The sequence below is a fragment of the Sphingobacterium spiritivorum genome (assembly GCF_016725325.1).
GTDB lineage: Bacteria > Bacteroidota > Bacteroidia > Sphingobacteriales > Sphingobacteriaceae > Sphingobacterium.
Genome location: NZ_CP068083.1, coordinates 801,586 through 818,594, shown reverse-complemented (window position 1 = coordinate 818,594; position 17,009 = coordinate 801,586). Strand labels below are relative to the sequence as shown.

16 protein-coding genes are annotated in these 17,009 nt (G+C 36.7%); 8 read left to right on the top strand and 8 right to left on the bottom strand.

Going from position 1 to position 17,009, the window contains the following annotated elements; genetic code table 11:
• Nucleotides 1–149: 149 nt before the first annotated feature.
• Entirely contained in the window at nucleotides 150–617 is a 468-nt protein-coding gene (locus I6J02_RS03305; protein WP_236582273.1) for a GyrI-like domain-containing protein, read from the bottom strand.
• A 208-nt stretch (nucleotides 618–825) separates the two neighbouring features.
• Here I6J02_RS03305 and I6J02_RS03300 point away from each other — a divergent pair, with 208 nt between their 5' ends.
• Nucleotides 826–1,518, top strand: a complete 693-nt coding sequence (locus I6J02_RS03300; protein WP_201680436.1) for a hypothetical protein — start codon at nucleotides 826–828, stop codon at nucleotides 1,516–1,518.
• Between the two features lie 309 nt (nucleotides 1,519–1,827).
• Here I6J02_RS03300 and I6J02_RS03295 read toward each other — a convergent pair whose 3' ends face one another.
• The gene (locus I6J02_RS03295; RefSeq protein WP_201680434.1) at nucleotides 1,828–2,019 is read right to left on the bottom strand and encodes a hypothetical protein; all 192 of its coding nucleotides are present in this window, start codon (nucleotides 2,017–2,019) and stop codon (nucleotides 1,828–1,830) included.
• A 341-nt stretch (nucleotides 2,020–2,360) separates the two neighbouring features.
• On the opposite strand from I6J02_RS03295, the gene I6J02_RS03290 reads away from it, so the two are divergent.
• The 4 genes from I6J02_RS03290 (at nucleotide 2,361) to folE (ending at nucleotide 4,381) form a co-directional block, all read left to right on the top strand.
• Nucleotides 2,361–2,837 (top strand): hypothetical protein, encoded by a 477-nt coding sequence (locus I6J02_RS03290; RefSeq protein ID WP_201680432.1) that lies wholly within the window; start codon nucleotides 2,361–2,363, stop codon nucleotides 2,835–2,837.
• A 35-nt stretch (nucleotides 2,838–2,872) separates the two neighbouring features.
• Nucleotides 2,873–3,361 (top strand): hypothetical protein, encoded by a 489-nt coding sequence (locus I6J02_RS03285; protein ID WP_201680431.1) that lies wholly within the window; start codon nucleotides 2,873–2,875, stop codon nucleotides 3,359–3,361.
• 137 nt (nucleotides 3,362–3,498) lie between these two features.
• A complete protein-coding gene (gene yidD / locus I6J02_RS03280; protein ID WP_201680430.1) occupies nucleotides 3,499–3,717 on the top strand; it encodes a membrane protein insertion efficiency factor YidD in 219 nt (72 codons plus the stop codon).
• Nucleotides 3,718–3,721: 4 nt separating this feature from the next.
• Entirely contained in the window at nucleotides 3,722–4,381 is a 660-nt protein-coding gene (gene folE / locus I6J02_RS03275; protein WP_201680428.1) for a GTP cyclohydrolase I FolE, read from the top strand.
• A 235-nt stretch (nucleotides 4,382–4,616) separates the two neighbouring features.
• Here folE and I6J02_RS03270 read toward each other — a convergent pair whose 3' ends face one another.
• The gene (locus tag I6J02_RS03270; protein WP_201680426.1) at nucleotides 4,617–6,359 is read right to left on the bottom strand and encodes a DUF262 domain-containing protein; all 1,743 of its coding nucleotides are present in this window, start codon (nucleotides 6,357–6,359) and stop codon (nucleotides 4,617–4,619) included.
• Between the two features lie 236 nt (nucleotides 6,360–6,595).
• Between I6J02_RS03270 and I6J02_RS03265 the strand changes: the two genes are divergently transcribed.
• The 3 genes from I6J02_RS03265 to I6J02_RS03255 all read left to right on the top strand — a co-directional run bounded on the left by I6J02_RS03265 (nucleotide 6,596) and on the right by I6J02_RS03255 (nucleotide 12,244).
• Nucleotides 6,596–7,657 (top strand): efflux RND transporter periplasmic adaptor subunit, encoded by a 1,062-nt coding sequence (locus tag I6J02_RS03265; protein WP_201680424.1) that lies wholly within the window; start codon nucleotides 6,596–6,598, stop codon nucleotides 7,655–7,657.
• Nucleotides 7,658–7,678: 21 nt separating this feature from the next.
• Nucleotides 7,679–10,786 (top strand): efflux RND transporter permease subunit, encoded by a 3,108-nt coding sequence (locus tag I6J02_RS03260; protein WP_201680422.1) that lies wholly within the window; start codon nucleotides 7,679–7,681, stop codon nucleotides 10,784–10,786.
• A gap of 108 nt (nucleotides 10,787–10,894) precedes the next feature.
• Nucleotides 10,895–12,244 (top strand): TolC family protein, encoded by a 1,350-nt coding sequence (locus tag I6J02_RS03255; protein ID WP_236582272.1) that lies wholly within the window; start codon nucleotides 10,895–10,897, stop codon nucleotides 12,242–12,244.
• Nucleotides 12,245–12,695: 451 nt separating this feature from the next.
• On the opposite strand, the gene I6J02_RS03250 is transcribed toward I6J02_RS03255, so the two are convergent.
• From I6J02_RS03250 to I6J02_RS03230, 5 genes are all read right to left on the bottom strand, one after another.
• Nucleotides 12,696–13,163 carry a DUF6265 family protein gene (locus I6J02_RS03250; RefSeq protein WP_201680418.1) on the bottom strand — a complete coding sequence of 156 codons (468 nt, stop codon included), beginning with the start codon at nucleotides 13,161–13,163 and terminating at the stop codon, nucleotides 12,696–12,698.
• A 3-nt stretch (nucleotides 13,164–13,166) separates the two neighbouring features.
• On the bottom strand, nucleotides 13,167–14,384 hold the full coding sequence (locus I6J02_RS03245; RefSeq protein ID WP_201680415.1) for a DUF6596 domain-containing protein: 1,218 nt from the start codon (nucleotides 14,382–14,384) through the stop codon (nucleotides 13,167–13,169).
• Complete coding sequence (locus I6J02_RS03240; protein WP_201680414.1) at nucleotides 14,374–14,730, bottom strand: YciI family protein; 357 nt, start codon at nucleotides 14,728–14,730, stop codon at nucleotides 14,374–14,376. Before I6J02_RS03240 ends, I6J02_RS03245 begins: the two co-directional genes overlap by 11 nt.
• A gap of 159 nt (nucleotides 14,731–14,889) precedes the next feature.
• Complete coding sequence (locus I6J02_RS03235) at nucleotides 14,890–15,303, bottom strand: DUF5367 domain-containing protein (protein WP_201680412.1); 414 nt, start codon at nucleotides 15,301–15,303, stop codon at nucleotides 14,890–14,892.
• A 252-nt stretch (nucleotides 15,304–15,555) separates the two neighbouring features.
• On the bottom strand, nucleotides 15,556–16,653 hold the full coding sequence (locus tag I6J02_RS03230; protein ID WP_201680410.1) for a DUF695 domain-containing protein: 1,098 nt from the start codon (nucleotides 16,651–16,653) through the stop codon (nucleotides 15,556–15,558).
• Nucleotides 16,654–17,009 lie beyond the last annotated feature (356 nt).

The following is a 17,009-nucleotide window of genomic DNA, read 5'->3' as shown; positions in this document are numbered from 1 at the left end:
AAAATGTTGAAAGCAAAAATATAAAAAAATAAATCGAATACAGGGTAATAAAGCTATAAATAAAACAGAGAAGACAGGTTGTCGAGTCTAATGATTAACTGACATCTGTTTAGTTTATCTTAATATCTGAATAAAAGTCCATCAATTCCTCATTCCTTAACGGAAATAAACGTCTCCACTTCGGCATTATCGCCATCATAGTATTTTTTGCCATGTATGGTAAAGTCAGCTTTATAAGCCCGTTTTGAATTAAGTTCTTTATCACCCCAGATTTCCAGCCAGGTATTAAAGACCGATTCAGGCATTTTACCTTTTGATACAAACTTCCTGTAAGATGCAGTTTCAATGGTCAGTCCCACAAAACCTTCCGGAATGGATTCCAAAGAGCTAACCGGTAATCCAATGATTGTGGTGTAAAGGCCGGTAAAGTCTGATTCATAATCTGTGTAAACAGCATAGATTTCTTCACTTACTCTGTTCGGAATTTGTTTTTGAATCTCTTCGTTCCAAAATCTGCCCCATAAAGCTTCGATATCTTTTGCAGCCTTTCCGTTTGCATTTGCCGTTCTTGTTGAAATGCCGATTACATGAAATTGTGGAATTGTTTGATCGTCCATAGTTTTAGAAATATTTGTTTGAATTTGAGATTGTGCAGTTCCTGATAGTACCATAAACGTTAAAATAAGGATGCTGTAGAGATTTTTCATTGTTTTGTTATTACAGCACAAAAATATCAGAGACTATTGACAACACTATGTCAGTAGTCTCTGATATTTTTGCATTGAAAACTTTTGTATATTTAGTAGTTAGACATAATTTTATCCGATGACACTCGACGAACTGACTCTTGAATTATTAGCAGAAAGAGCATTGGCACCATTTGACAGTAAGGGGCTGGTTAATTGGGCTGTATGTGTTTTGGAATTGGGATACGAGAGTGAAAATCTATTTATTTTGGCTGGGTTAGATTTTGAGAACACAGAAGAAAGAGAAAAGTATTTTTTGAAAAGTATCGCAGATTTGAAACTTGATGTTGTAAAACCGGATGATGAATTAATAGAAAAATATGCGATGACAATCGCAAAGAGAGCAATTACCGGGAAAATCAGTATAGAATATGCATTTGATCAAATGGTAAAAATAGAGATGGCAACTGAATACGATATTAAGTATAGAGCCTTCTACGAAATAGATGAAGATCTGGATTATTTGAAGTATGATAATTCCACTTTGTTTAATGCCGGGCTGACTATTGAAAACTCAAAAGAATTTATTTTAAAGGAGTTTGAGTTTTTTGTAAAAATGGAAAGCTTAAAAATTCCACAGGAAGAACAAAACAAGGTGTATTGTGAAAAGTGTAAAAAACTAACTATTCCGGCTACTAAAATTAAATATCAGCTCAGGCGCCCCTTTAAATACCAAGTTTGGGCATGCGGATTTTGCGGCTCTCAAAATATAAAATTCAGCAATGATCATAAAGTAAAAAGATTACTAGTTGAAGAGTATGAGAGAAAATAAAAAATATATACATTCAAAAGGTAATTTGGTGTTTCGCCAGGGATGATGAGAGGACTCTTTGTTAAGAGTTTTTTTATTCAAATGTACTTATCAACTTCTACCTTTCTTTTTCTTCATTCTTTCAGCTAACTGTTCTTATTCGCAGTTCTCGCCCTGTATTATTTTTCAGTTTTACTACTAAAGTCAGGCTATATGAATGTGACATTCAATGATAGGGCGTTGCGAAATAAACTGTAGGTAAGCCTAAAAATATTTATGATTTTCACGAACACTGCGGGCAAATCCCCGGAACGGTAAAATTTACTTCATTTACTTTATACTGTTGAGGTAATGTAAATGAGGGCTCAACATCTTCAATACAGGTTGCAGATTTACAAATCTGAGAGCTAAAGCGTATATGGTTATGATGATGTATTGTTTCGTGATGATGGCAACTTGCATTACCCCTCCGTCATTATTCACATCCTTATGTACCAAATCTTCTTCTCCTAATCTATCCAATACACGATAAATAGTATCTCTGTCACACAGACCGTTCAGTACTGTTTGTATCTCGGAGTTTTAGCCGTCGTATTCCTTGTTTGTTTCACTTTATTGTAAATTTTATTGCAACAATGTTGCAATAATGAATATAAATATTATTTTAGCAACAGCATTGCATTAAAACAATGTTTGAATAACATCAAATTTGATACAAAAATAGAGAAACCGTCAATAAAGAGAAATTCCTTGAATATGTAAACGCCTTAAAAAACAACAATTGAAAATGCTACTTGTAAAACTGCCAAACAACGTTTGCAAATAAAATATAAAACGATAAAAATTTATAAAATCAAATAAAAATGGAGCAAAAAACATTCACTTCGGAAATGGTAGAAGCCACACTACAACTATGGTGCGATAATGTGGTAGCAGTAGGGAAAGTTCATGTTGAAAATGGCAATGTAGAAGAATTTGCCAATCAACTATTAACTGACAATTACGATTACGATAAGGGTAAAGTCTTGTTCAAACCTACATTGGCCTTTGGGCAACATACTTTCAGACCGACAAAAGAGGGGGCGCTTGCATATTTTATTGGTGGGAACAGCAACTTCCCCGATGACAAAGGTTTCAAGTTAAAACCTTGGGTAAAAGTTTGGTATAACAAGTTCGACTACATCCTGCATAATGATATTGCAGTTGTTCAATGCAATATTCATTTTATAGGGGCGGACGATAGCCACATTTTTGTTAACAAAAGTTTTGTTTTCAAAATTTGTGAAGATGGTAAAACCCGGATAATCTTGCATCAATCTTCTCTGCCTTATAGTAGATGACAAATTTTAAATAATCAAATGATAACATTTTATTTATGAGTAATATTTTATTTATGGTTTGTCCGACAGACCATATAGAAATGATTATTTCCAATAGTTTTAAGCGATATTTCTTTTATACATCATTAGGGAACAGCTTTGAATTTGACGATTATACTATCGGACAAATAAAACTCTTAATATCTGCAAATGATATCAGGGAGGTTATTTACATCTGTTGTAGCGACAATAGGATTGTCAAGGATGCCATAAGTAAACAACAATATCGTAATATTTCAGGATTGAGAAATTTTTATAACAGGCTTAAAAGCCACAAAACCAAAAGCTTCTTGTTCGAAACGGAAAAAGACCATTTACAATGGATTCTATCAGAACATTTAAACTTTCAGATTAACACATTGAAAGAGAAACTAAAAGGTGCTGACGATATAGAGATTAAAGGTTTGATATATGACAGAGAGCTACAAAAAATCAAAAATACTCTTAATCCAATCTTTTCAAAACAATCTTTACATATGAATTAGAAGAAACTCAAAATTGACAAATAGAATCGCTACTTCATTATTAGGTAAGATGAAAAATTAGGCTTATAATAAATCGTGAAATCTATTTGTCAATATTTTATAAAATAATAGTATGGAATAGATGACAAGAGATAAAAATGCTAAAAAAAACATTCATATTTCCGATAAGGCTATATCAACTCTTCATTTCTCCAATGTTAGGGAATAACTGCCGGCACACGCCCACTTGCTCACCATATACTAAAGAAGCTATTTCAGAATGGGGTGTATCAAAAGGAATAGGATTAGGAATAAAAAGAATAATCAGGTGTCATCCTTGGGGTAATCAAGGTTATGACCCTGTGCCTAAAAAATAATGAAATGGAAAATAGCTTATTAGAAAAATACGAAACAGAAGGGGATTTACACGTGATGACTTCTATTGAAACACCTTTGCGTCCTGATGCTTTTGAAAAATCAGATGATGAAAAAATAAAAAATATTCAACATCATTTCCAATGTATTATGGAAGAATTAGGTTTGGACATTAACGACGACAGCCTGTGCGGTACGCCATATCGTGTAGCCAAAATGTATGTAAAAGAATTGTTTTACGGGCTTAATCCGACTAAAAAACCCAAGTTGTCTGTCTTCGATAACAAGTATCAATACAACAAAATGCTTGTGGAAAAGGATATTTCTTTTACTTCGACCTGCGAACATCATTTTCTTCCCATTATTGGGAAAGCACACGTGGGATATATTTCAAGTGGCAAAGTAATCGGTCTTTCAAAGATAAACCGTATCGTTGATTATTATGCACATCGCCCGCAAGTGCAGGAACGAATGAATATCCAGATTTTTAAAGAATTACAAAAAGCATTAGATACCAATGACGTAATCGTAGTGGTAGAAGCGGAACATCTTTGCGTATCCACCCGTGGAGTGAAGGACAAAACCAGCAAAACCACCACCATTGAATACGGAGGAGTATTTGAAAACGAGCAAACCAAAAACGAATTTTTTAAAATGATTGGATAAAAAAGTTGTATAGCATATTTCTTTTATAAATATTTGTTCGATAGAAACATAGGGCTCAATGACCCTTTACCAAGTAATATTAATAACATTTAATTTATAAATTTTTATACTCAGCAAAAATGAATATACCTCAAGCACCGCAAAAAAACATCCGTTTAAAAGATGCTTTTTTGCGGAGCGTTGATAATTGTAGCTTCAACTATTCTGACCAAAGGATTCTTTTAGTGATCCAATCTTAAAATTTTAATTCCTTTTCAAGTCTGGATTTCAAAAGATCCCACCTTTTATCAACAAATTCAACAAACTGTTTGAAATCAGTGATCTTTGGCAAAATTTGTTTTTCATAATTGATCTCATTTGTACTTGCCCATTCTTGAAATGTTTTACTGCTTTTGGATTTATTTTCATTCCCGTCAAGCATCTGCAGGTTTACAATTCCATTATAACACCAGTTATCTGTATAGTAATGAGCATTTTCCTGTGTCAGATCGATCTGATGTTTCTTTAGATTTTTAGATAAAAACTGACTTTTTGGAAAGATATGATCTTTATGGAAGTCATTATTCTTATAATCTAAATGAGGGTAAAGCAAGGCAAGTATCGGGAAAGCATATCTGTCTTCATATGCGGTGTACAATAAATTTTCAATAGCTTCATCATCCATTGTAATTGACTTTCTTGTCTTAGCCAACTTTTTGGCAATAGCCTGAGCCGGAAAAATTTGTGTTCCATTATTAACTTCTTCTTTGATAACATCTCTGATCTGTTTTAGAACGGTATCCGCCTGACCACCAAAAATGCGCTTTAATAATACAGTATGAAACCAACGTTTTATAAGCTCCCGGTCTTCCTTGTAGACGACCTTTGAAATAAATTGTTTGGTACGGTTGCTGATAAACAGATAATGAATAATTGGTAATAAAGCATTTTTTGAAGTTAGTGTTCTTTCTGCATACCCAAAATCTTTTACGAGTTCTATAGCTTCTACAATAGCAGCTCTTATTTCTATCCAATTTTCTTTGAATTCTCTTGCATTTTCTATTGAGAAATTCGTCACTCTGAATTTAATATCATCGCTAAAAATCAAAAGATATGCACGGATAATAATATCCTTATCAATTAAGATTTCCGTAGAATCCCATACTTCATCTATCAGATTATTAAATTCATCCCGGGCTGAAACTGTTTGAGAGGTCCATCCTGAGATTATGGTAGACATGATTAAATCTGAATATGATAATTTCTCTCCACCACTATTTATCCGGATAAAGATATTTAAAGCTTTGTCATAGTCCTGTTCCAGTTCTAGATAATAATTGATTAAAGTCTTTACATGGATTACATCCAATAGCTTCGAGAGTGTGTTGATAATATATTCATTGGTATCCCACTCTTTTTCCTTTAAAAATTGGTTAAGTTCATAAATTCCGTTAAGAGACAATATCTTCCCTGTTTCAAACCATATTTTATCCGAGTTCTGCAATTCTTCTTTTGTCAAAAATCGAAAATCATATACTGCACCATCCTCATTGTCATCATCCTCAACAGAATGTTCGTTAAGACATAAATACAGTTTTCTTGTAGGAAGAGAATGTTCATTATCCTTCCACGCAAAATTTTTCTTTTTGTATGCATAAGAGCCTTTCAGGCCAATGTAAAGAGCCGTTAATCTCTGTTGTCCGTCAAGAACAGCCTCAAAGTCAGGAATAGAAGAAGTGTTTACCTCATCACAATGTGTATTATATTTTTCCCGATATGTTTTTAAGATACTGTAATATCTGTGATCAGTTTTGTTTTCGCCTTGTACTTTCCACATAAGCAATGAGCCAATCGGATAGTTCCTCATTAGACTATCAAAGAGCAATTCTATCTGTCTGGGATTCCAAACAAATTCTCTTTGAATAGCGGGCAGTAAATACTGATTATAATCAATCTTATCGATTGCTTGTTTTATTGAGATAGGAGGGTAATAACTCATATTATTTTTATTTTCAACAAACCTACAATCCTTGATCCGGCTTTTTTTACGGGAATCCGTAAGCTATTAAAAAGCGTTAACTATCCTCACTTTATCTATCAATTTTTTACTGGAAGTTGCTCTTCCGTGAATAAATTTTACAACAGATAGCTTTAATTGTGTAAAAAAATTAAATGTAAACGCATGTAGATTTGTCACTGAGTCAATTGTTTGTTTCGTAACTTAAAAACAAAATAATGTTTTACAAATACAGTACACACAAATTAGGAATATTAGTTTCCCTGTTAAGCATTCTGTTCACGGCATGTGAAAGCAAACCTAAAAAAGAAGAAGCTGCTGCTCCGGCTGCTGCAGGCAAGTTGCCTGTAGACGTAATTGTTGCACAGGAGCAGGAACTCGATCAGCAGGAAATCTTTGTTGGTACCCTGATGCCTTATCGCGAGATTGCAGTTGTAAGTGAAACTGCACAAAAGATAACCAAAGTAGCCTTTAAAGACGGTAGCTATGTCAGTCAGGGAGCGGTGCTTTATACACTCAATGACTCTGATATCAGATCGCAAATCAGAAAGGTAGATGCAGAGCTCAAATTCGCCCGGCTAACTAAAGACCGGATGACCAATCTTCTGAAGACAGAAACTGTAAAACAACAGGAATACGACGAAGCGCTGATGCGACTTAGTTCACTTGAAGCACAACAGGAATATCTGCGCACAGAATTGGCAAAAACCGTGATCTGTGCGCCATTTTCTGGTAAAGTGGGTATTACTAAAGTACATTTAGGAGCCTACGTATCACCAGGGACACTTTTGGTAGATCTACAGGACCAAAGCAACCTGAAGATAAATTTTAGACTCCCTGAAAGATATCTGCCATTGATAAAAACAGGAACAGCTATTCAATTCAGTACGGGATTGTCGGAAGAGCAATACAATGCCAGTATTACTGCTACCGAACCGGAACTGGATGCAGAAGGTAGAAGCCTGCAGGTACAGGCTATTATCCGTAATAACGGGGAGAAATTCCGTGCAGGACAATCCGTCAGGGTATATTTTAGTACTGAACAAAAGGGTAAGACAGGTGTCATGATTCCTACTGAGGCATTGATGCCCGGAGAGAAAGGATATAATGCATTTGTAATAAAGGGTGGTGTAGCCAAACCGGTCCCCGTACTTGTAAGCAACAGAACTGAAGCAGAAGCCATTATTACCTCTGGCATACAATCCGGTGACAGCGTTGTGGTCTCCAATATGCTACGTGTCGCTGATGGTACACCGGTACAGGCTGTCGTAAAAAAATAACCCATCTCAATTTGCAACATCATGAGTATAGCATCTTTAAGCATAAAAAAACCGGTTTTAGCTGGTGTATTTTCCCTTCTTATTGTCATTTTAGGTATTGTTGGATGGAAACAATTAGGGATTCGGGAATTCCCTCTCACAGAACCGCCCGTCATCTCCGTTGTCACTTTTTATCCCGGAGCAAGTCCCGACGTGATTGCTTCCAAACTGACCCGTCCTATGGAAGAATCCATTGCCGAAGCAAACGGAATACGTACCATTTCCTCTGAATCCAGAGAACAGGTAAGTGTTATTTCAATAGAGTTTAACCGTGAAATAGATATAGAAGATGCACTGAACGATGTCAGAGATAAAGTATCCAAAGCTCGGAAACAGCTTCCGGCTGATGTAGACCCTCCCATTGTACAGAAAGCATCCTCACCCGATAACCTTGTAGCCTTTCTCGAAGTAGAAAGTGATACCAAAGATATAAAAGAAGTAAGCCATATTGCTTCTACTGTTATCAAAGACCGCGTACAATCCATTCCAGGCATCAACAACGTAGCCATTGTAGGAGAACATAAATATGCCATGCGGCTACGCTTTGACCCGATTAAACTGGCAGCTCATAAGCTAACTCCGGAAGATATCCGACAGGCACTGCTTAGGGAAAATATAGATGTACCGTCAGGACGCGTAGAAGGAAGCAATAGTGAACTCAGTATAAGAACACTGGGCAGACTGACAACTGTAAGTGATTTTCAAGATATGATCGTACAACAAACCGGAAACACAGTCATACGTCTGAAAGATGTAGGGTCGGCCGAATTAGGAGAAATGAATGAGCGTAACGCCATTATAAATGAAACGGATAACCTCAACCGGGTCGGTGTCGGTGTAGCTATACAGATACAACGGGGGGCGAATGCCCTCGAGGTGGTAGATGAGTTTTTCAAACGGCTTGAGCAACTACGAAAAGATATTCCAGAGGATTATCGTCTGGTTGTCGGGTTTGATTTTACACGTTCTGTCCGCGAATCGATCAAAGAAGTTGAAGAGACCCTTTTTATTGCCTTTGGTCTGGTGGTCATCATTATTTTCCTGTTTCTCCGCGACTGGCGTTCGACTATCATTCCGGTTATTGCCATTCCGGTATCTATTTTATCTGCATTTTTCATTATGTATATTTCAGGCTTCTCTATAAATGTTCTGACTCTTCTGGGACTTGTGCTTGCTATAGGGCTGGTAGTGGATGATGCCATTGTGGTTCTCGAAAATATTTATAAAAAAATAGAAGAAGGGATGCCTCCCGTACAGGCCGCTTTTAAAGGCTCCAAAGAAATTTATTTCGCTGTAATCTCCACCACTATTACATTGGCAGCTGTATTCTTACCTATCGTCTTCATGGGAGGTATCAGTGGGCAGCTCTTTAAAGAATTTGCCATCGTTGTATCTGGTTCAGTGCTGGTATCAGCATTTGTGGCCCTTACCCTGACGCCTATGCTGAGTGCTTATTTTTTGAAAAAGAAAGAAGGACCAGGATGGTTTTATCGCATAACAGAACCCTTCTTTGTAAGTATGAACAATGGATATGCCCGATTGCTGACTGTTTTTATGCGGGTTCGCTGGATGGCATGGATATTTCTTATTCTCACTACGGGACTTATCTATTTTGTCGGTAAAAAACTACCTTCTGAACTTGCACCAATAGAAGACCGCTCTAATATGAACCTTATTGCTATCGCTCCAGAAGGTGCCTCTTTCGATTATATGAAAAAACATATGATAGAAGTAGGCAAATACGTAAACGATTCTACCGATGGCTTATATCAGACTTACTCTATGGTAGCCATCTCTTTCATCCCAGCTCCAGCTCCTGTCAATATAGCTTCGCAGAGTATCTTCCTAAAGGATCCGAAAGAAAGGAAAGCCAGCATACAGGATTTGTATAATCAATATGAAGCAGCTTCAGGTAATTTTAGGGGATTTTTATTATTTCCATACCTGCCCCCCACTATTGGAACGCGGTTCGGTGGAGGTATGCCTGTACAGTTTGTATTACAGGCTCAGGATTTAGACACTCTTACTGCTGTACTTCCTAAGTTTCTGAATGCTGTACGTCAGAGTAAAAAACTGATGTTTGCCGATGCTGATTTGAAAATAAACAAACCCGAAATAAAAATAAACGTTGACAGGCAAAAAGCAGCCCTGATGGGTGTTTCGATAGAAGAAGTAGTTCGTACTTTGCAGCTATCACTCTCAGGATTGCGCTACGCATATTTCCTGCGCAACGACAGACAATATGAAGTTATCGGACAGATAAAACGCGAAATGCGGAATGATATCACAGATCTCAATTCCATTCATGTGCGCTCCAATACAGGACAACTCATCCCGTTGAACAGCCTCATTACTACCGAGGAAGCCGTAAGCCCGGCAGCTATATACCGCTATGATCAGTTTACCTCTGCCACGGTATCAGCAGCTCCCGTTCCGGGTGTGAGCCTTGCTGAAGGAATTGAAGAAATGGAACGTATTAAAACCGAGGTGTTGGGCGAAAACTTCAAAACGTCATTAGCCGGCCAGTCTCGTGATTATAGAGAAAGTCAGGGTAATATAGCTTTCACACTAATTCTCGCTCTGGTAATTATCTACATGATTCTGGCCGCACAATTTGAGAGTCTGCGTGATCCGCTGACCATTATGCTTACCGTACCGATGGCGGTGACAGGCGCTGTCCTCAGCCTCCATTGGTTCGGTCATAGCCTTAATGTATTCAGTCAGATTGGAATCATTACGCTTGTCGGACTCATTACCAAAAACGGAATTCTGATTGTGGAATTTGCCAATCATCTCAAAGATACAGGATTGTCCAAATATGAGGCAGCAATACAAGCCGCTGAACAGCGGTTTCGTCCTATTCTGATGACTTCCCTGGCCATGATATTCGGCGCATTACCTATCGCACTAACAGCTAACAGCCGTCAGTCTCTGGGTATTGTTATCGCAGGCGGACTTGTATTTTCAGGCATACTTACCTTATTTATTATTCCGGCAGTATATTCTTATTTATCCAGTAATAGACGCAGAAAAGAAGTAATAGAACTGGATGAAACTGAAATGGCAATTGTTGATAATAACAATGTATAAAATTGCCAAATTATCCACAGCTGATCCGTCATTCGATTATGAGGGATGGTAAACATAAGATTTTACAAAATAATCGGCGAACCCATTATGATAATAAATATTCTCACCATGAAAAAAATATCAAATATACTTATAATGACGCTATTGCTACTCACAGGCAGCATACCCTTACTTGCTCAGAAAAAAGCGCTGTCTCTTCAGGAAGCTCTGACGATGGCAAGAGAGGGAAATAAAATACTACAGGTGCAGCTACTGGAAGAGAAGAACGTCACGGAACAAATACAGGAAAATAAAGGGCGGATGATGCCCGAGATTTCAGCAGGAGTAGCCTATTCATACTATTTTGACCGTCAGAATATCTTTCTTCCAGGTTCATTTGCCGGAACAAGTAAATCTGTACAGGATGTTGCTGTGGGAGGAAAAAATACTTTTAACGGATTTGTATCTCTCTACCAGCCTATTCTGGATCCGGCTTCACACAGATTGATCAAAGCATCGGTAATCAATGAAAAGATTCAGTCGGAAAAGACTGAGGATATAATGAGCCGGGTTGCACTTGGAGTTTCGAGACGTTACTTGGATATATTGATGATGGAGCGTCAGCTCATTCTTTTGGAACAAAGCCATGAACGCAATGTGAAAGCACTGAAAGATTCTCGTGTATTGCTGGCACAGGGCAGAGGTCTGAAGTCAGATACGCTACGTAGTTTTATAGCCGTAGAAAACCTAAGATCTTCAGTTTCATACCTTAAAAACAATATTGAAGTCTCTGGCATGGAACTTAAAAGACTGATCGGTCTGGATGAACTACTGGAACTGGAGCTGACTGATGAATTGGAATCAAATGTGAAGGAAAACGAAACGAAGTTTCTGACTGTCAGCGAAGCATTAGATATTGCCCAAACCAACCGAAATGATCTGAATGTGCAGCAACTTGCCATAGATCTGCAAGAGCAGAAACTATCAGTTACCAAAGCCGAATTACTGCCCAAACTCGCAGTGACCGGACAATATCAGGTACAGGCACAGTCGGATAATCTGAAATTTAAGAATTATGCATGGCCCAGAACTTCTTTCCTGGGATTACAATTGACTGTGCCAATTTTTAACGGAGGTCGTAGTAAATCCAGAATCAGTCAGGCCCGAATACTGGCTCAACAGGAACAGATACGGCTCAATGACTTGAAGGACGAGGTGAAAACTACACTTGCAAGTATTATTAGTAAATGGAAAGAAGCCTCTTCTCAGTTAGAAATTCAGGTAACAACGGTACAGTCAGCCGGATTAAACCATCAGATGACGGAAGACCGTTTTAAAAACGGGTTAGGATCCCGCCTGGAACTGACAGATGCTGAGCTTGCACTCACACAGGCTAAAATTAATTATCTGCAGGCCGTCTATAATCTGCGTATATTGTATACGGAGCTACAACATGCGTTGGGATTGCTAAGTCTATAAGGGTGATAAAACTTATAGCGTAGTAAAATTTTACACAGGGTAAATGTATTCTGCAATAATAAATGAATTGAAAGGTTAAAGAAAAATACGTATTAAACAAAACAATCGACACCTTACAGCAAACGATTGGACAGCACTTTTCCTATTGTGTGCAGCGGAGTTTTTGGTAATGATAGATCCTTCTATTATTGGGGTAGGATTGCCGGATACAAGCTGATCTAAGGTATACACAAACTAAATTGCAATGGACTTCTAATGCATATATCATTCTGTTTGGTAGCTTTTTATTATTAGCAGGGCGATTGTCAGACTTCTTCGGAGCACACAAAATATTTATATAGGGATTTGTTGTGAAATCCAGGTAAAGTATGCTGTAGGTGGTGGATTTATTAAATAAACGATATAGAGTTACAAAACGAATAAAAGGCCAGGATAACAAATTGGAAGCTTTTTAAAGTCTTTCAAATTCAAATGACAGTATGAGGCTGTCTCCTGATACTAATGCATGGAGATTTTCTCCGTTTTTCCAGTATTTTATCTGTTTTGGAAAACTCAGGGAATCGTTTTTGCATGTAAATGAATCTGTACCTATATCTGATACTCTAAACTTTGTAAACTCTTTTTCTTCAGGAGCTTTTACTAATAAACTCCAATTCCCATTTGTTTTTATAAGTTGCATTTGTTCCTGACTGATGGTGTCTTTATCTCGTAATGTAAATCCAATACCGTGGTATGCAGAGTCATTTAATTTTTCCCAGCTTTCTAATGTTGTTTTACCCTTTTCTTCATTTATTCGCTGCCAGTTTCCTGAAATCCAGTCAAAGTCAGGTGCCTTTGCAGGACTATTTTGTTTGCTGATGCACATTGTAAAAACAAAGACCGAAAGCATAATAGCTAAATATTTCAATGAAATTTTCATCTTTTATAACGGAATGAGTTCGTTTTCTAAAAGGTATTCTTTTCTGATTTTTTGGTTGATTTTATGCAAAAGGGAAGTTAACAGATCATTAGCCTCCTCAGGTTCCGTTTCCTTCAGTAATTTAGCTTTTACCAAAGCAAAATAGATATGTTCGTCCGGTAATTGCTTTTTAATTTCAGAAAGAAGAATAAGAGCTTCCTTCGTTTTTCCGCTGCGGCTTAAACAAAAGCAATAATTTAGTTTTACAATAGGTGATTGCGATACCTGAAGTATTGTTTCGTACAATTTGGCAATATCTGTCCAGTCATTTGAGGTTAAGGGATATGTTGACATATACTTGCTGATAATGACAGCCTCAAGATAAATCCGGTGGATAGCGTTTGGTTTTCTGAGATAATGGAAACCGGAGTCTATTAATTGCTTATTCCATTTGTTACGGTTCTGGTTAAAAAAAGAAATAAACTTTTGATTATCTATGCGTGCAGGTATGCGCGCAATATGAAAACAAAATAAAGCTAATAAATTGCTGGTTGAATCATACTGATACTGATTCAGTAACAATTTAGTCAGCGAAAATGCTTCTATACATAAGTCTTCATTCACTATATTGGCTGTTTTTTCATTAAAAGAATCAAAACCAATATTGAAGACTCCATAAAGAATTTCTTCTATAACCGGAATGGTCTGTTGCTCTGCTGAAACAGAGTTTATGTCAATTGTCCGGTTATGGAATTCCAGTTGAAGCATTTTTTTTGTCCGGTTGATACTTTTATAAATGGCATCCTGATTGATCAATGTACTGTCGCTTATTTCAGCTGTGCTCAAACCAAAAATATTTTTAAGTATAAAAAGTATTTTGGTCTGGTTTGATACACTTTTCAATGACGCAATAAAGATTATCGTTTGGAGGCGCAGATCTTTTTCATTTCCGGTTGCTGTATCTTCTTCACTATTTCCCACAGAAGGAATATTGTTCGCTTTCTGTTGGTTCCTAATCTGATTCAGGACATCATTTCGGGCTACAATAAAAAACCAGTTCTCTTTATTCTTGAGCACATTATTTTGCTCCCATATCTTCATGGATTTCAAAAATGAATTCTGAATCGCGTCCTCAATTTCAGTAACGTAACCGGTGCCAAATTGATATAACAATCCAGAGAACAGTTTCCCATATAGTGCTCTGTAATTCGTTTCTTCCTCGGGGAGTAAATTATTCTTCATAATCTTCCATTTCCATGACAGGTCTTATTTCAGTAGTTCCGCCATACAGATGTGTAGGACACTCTTTGGCTAAGTCCACAACCGTTTGTAGATCGGATGCCTGCAAAAGATAGTATCCTCCAATAATCTCTTTGGATTCCAGATAAGGCCCGTCTTTTATTACACAATCTTTTCCGATAATCAGAATACCTTTTTCATGTAATCCGTCACCGGAAATTAAATGTCCTGCTTCAGCCAGTTTATTTGCCCAACTCATATGAGAATTAGCTAATTCCTGCATTTCTGTTGACGATAACTCACTGATTTTTTGAACATCTTCGTGAAGTAGTAATAAGAATTTTTTCATGATCAATTGTTTAGAATTTCAGTAAAGACATTTTACCATTTCCGTTTTGGACATTTTTTGAAATATTTTTTTAGTATAATTCCGGAAAGCTTTTTGTGCCTAAAAAATTTAAGATGTTTTATTCATTATCGATATATTCCGGATACGCGGAATCACCAATTAACGATGTGATTGTGATTGTTGTTTCAATCCTCTGATTAATGAAGTGATTAGGACAATAGTATAGGCCCACATCAGCCAGGAACCAAATGTCGCCGCTCTGCTGGCTGGCATATTGGGAAATATATGATCAAAAAATTGAATTACAAAAGTGTCTATAAACATTCCGGGCAATACTAAAAGTACTCCTGCAACTATGTTTTCAAATCCTGTTAATCGGAATCTTTTACAGGTAAGCACAGTGATCAATCCCAATACTGGTACTACTATAATATATAAAATGGTAAGTATTGTCGTGGATTCAGTAATAAAAAAGAATTGCCCGGCTATTCTGAAGGCAATAGTTGCAAGTAGCCAGATTAGAAATCCTATTCCGAGTACAGTGATGAAAGAGCGTTTTTGCAGAGATGTCATATTTTTTAATTTTTAGGATTGCTGTAAAACACTAAAATGAAGCTTGAGTCAGACAGAATGAAAAAGGTTAAACCTGATTAATTCTCTCCTTTCTAAGGAGAGATGCCCGCAGGGCAGAGAGGTTTACACCATTTAGTAAAGTCAGCTTAGCGCAAAGCATAAAAGCAAACACCCGCTTGCGACCAAAAAAAGTTTGCTTGTACTCTATTGTTTATTAATTATCTCCAATTCCTGATGAGTTACAGTCTTATTCTATCTGTTCGGTATAAAGCGTTCAAAAGATTGCCAGTATTTGTCTTTATAGATGTTATATTTTATATCCAACTTATTTGAGTATTTTTTTGACTGTTCGTGCAATACTTTGGAAGGTTTTCTGAAATCATGACAGGCAAAGTAAATTTCTCTTGAATTGTCAGCCGTTTGCCTGCCGATATTCAGGTAACCGTCACTATCTTTTAGTTCTGATATTACCTGATCTTCAAATTGGTTGAGCAGTTCATAAGTGCTTTTATCTGGCATGCCGTTATTGTTACTGCCTTTGTAATTAATTTCAATTGTCAAAATCCATGGATGTGATGCTTTACTGTTCCACTGCAGTAAGGTCGAATTGACAATCGCTATCAAAGGTAATCCGTTATTAAGTTCAGCTTCCAGACTGGCATAACTGTCGTTTTCGGTATTGTAGCGAATTCCGCTATATTTTTCAACAAATTCTTTTTCTCTCCAAATCAGGTAGTCTTTCAGTTTGGTAATAGGAATAGGTTCTTTTTCTGCCCGTTCTTTAGAAATTACTATGGCATTGTCTATTGTGGTGACTGCATTTAATTCTCCGAGATAGTTATCAAGGAAAATAAATGTTCCATTTATAAGGATTGATTTGTCTTTTTCATTGTAATTGTTGTGAATGATTACAATGTCAACCTCATCAGGATAACTTGCATGGTCAATAGCGTAAAACGAAAGGTTTTCACTGTTAAATTCATAGCCACCCATTTTTATACCCAGGTTTTCAATATCAACAGCAGGTTTTAGTGCGGTAAATTTCCAATGAGGTATTGTTGGTGCCTCATTTACAAGTTCTTCAACGAATACAATGTTTTGTATTATTCCGTCCGGGGTAAACACCAATTCTGCTGTATTATCGTTAAGCATTCCCGCTAAAAAGTAAAAACCATCTTTAATTTCGCCAAGCTTATGTGATAATTTGTCGAAAAAATCTTTTTCTGGATTTTTACCGCTTTTGATAATGTTATGAAATGTCTGCTCGTTCGCCTGAAACCACCTCCAAAACTCTTGATAGGTTTTAACGGTTTCTTTTTTGTTGCCGAATATGTTTTTAAGAAAACTCATTTGTGTTTGTTATTGCTGTGTATTTACTGTTCGCTTCGTCTTTAGGCCATCGTGATTATAAATACAATGAATTTACTGTTCGCTTCGTGTTAAGTCCATCGTGATTATAAATACAATGAATTTACTCAAAATATTCAAATATACAGTTACACTGTTGTCTTTTTTATTTTGATACTTCGTTATCTCTGACAAAAGCAAATTCGGTACAGTTCATTTATCAGTATTATACTCCATGACATTAGTTCCTGGCCTCATTTGTGCTTTTAATTCAAAATAATAAATACGCTATAGATAGGGAGATTATTAAACCTGTTTGTTATTGTTATCCTGCAATTTTACAAATGAAGTATATATAG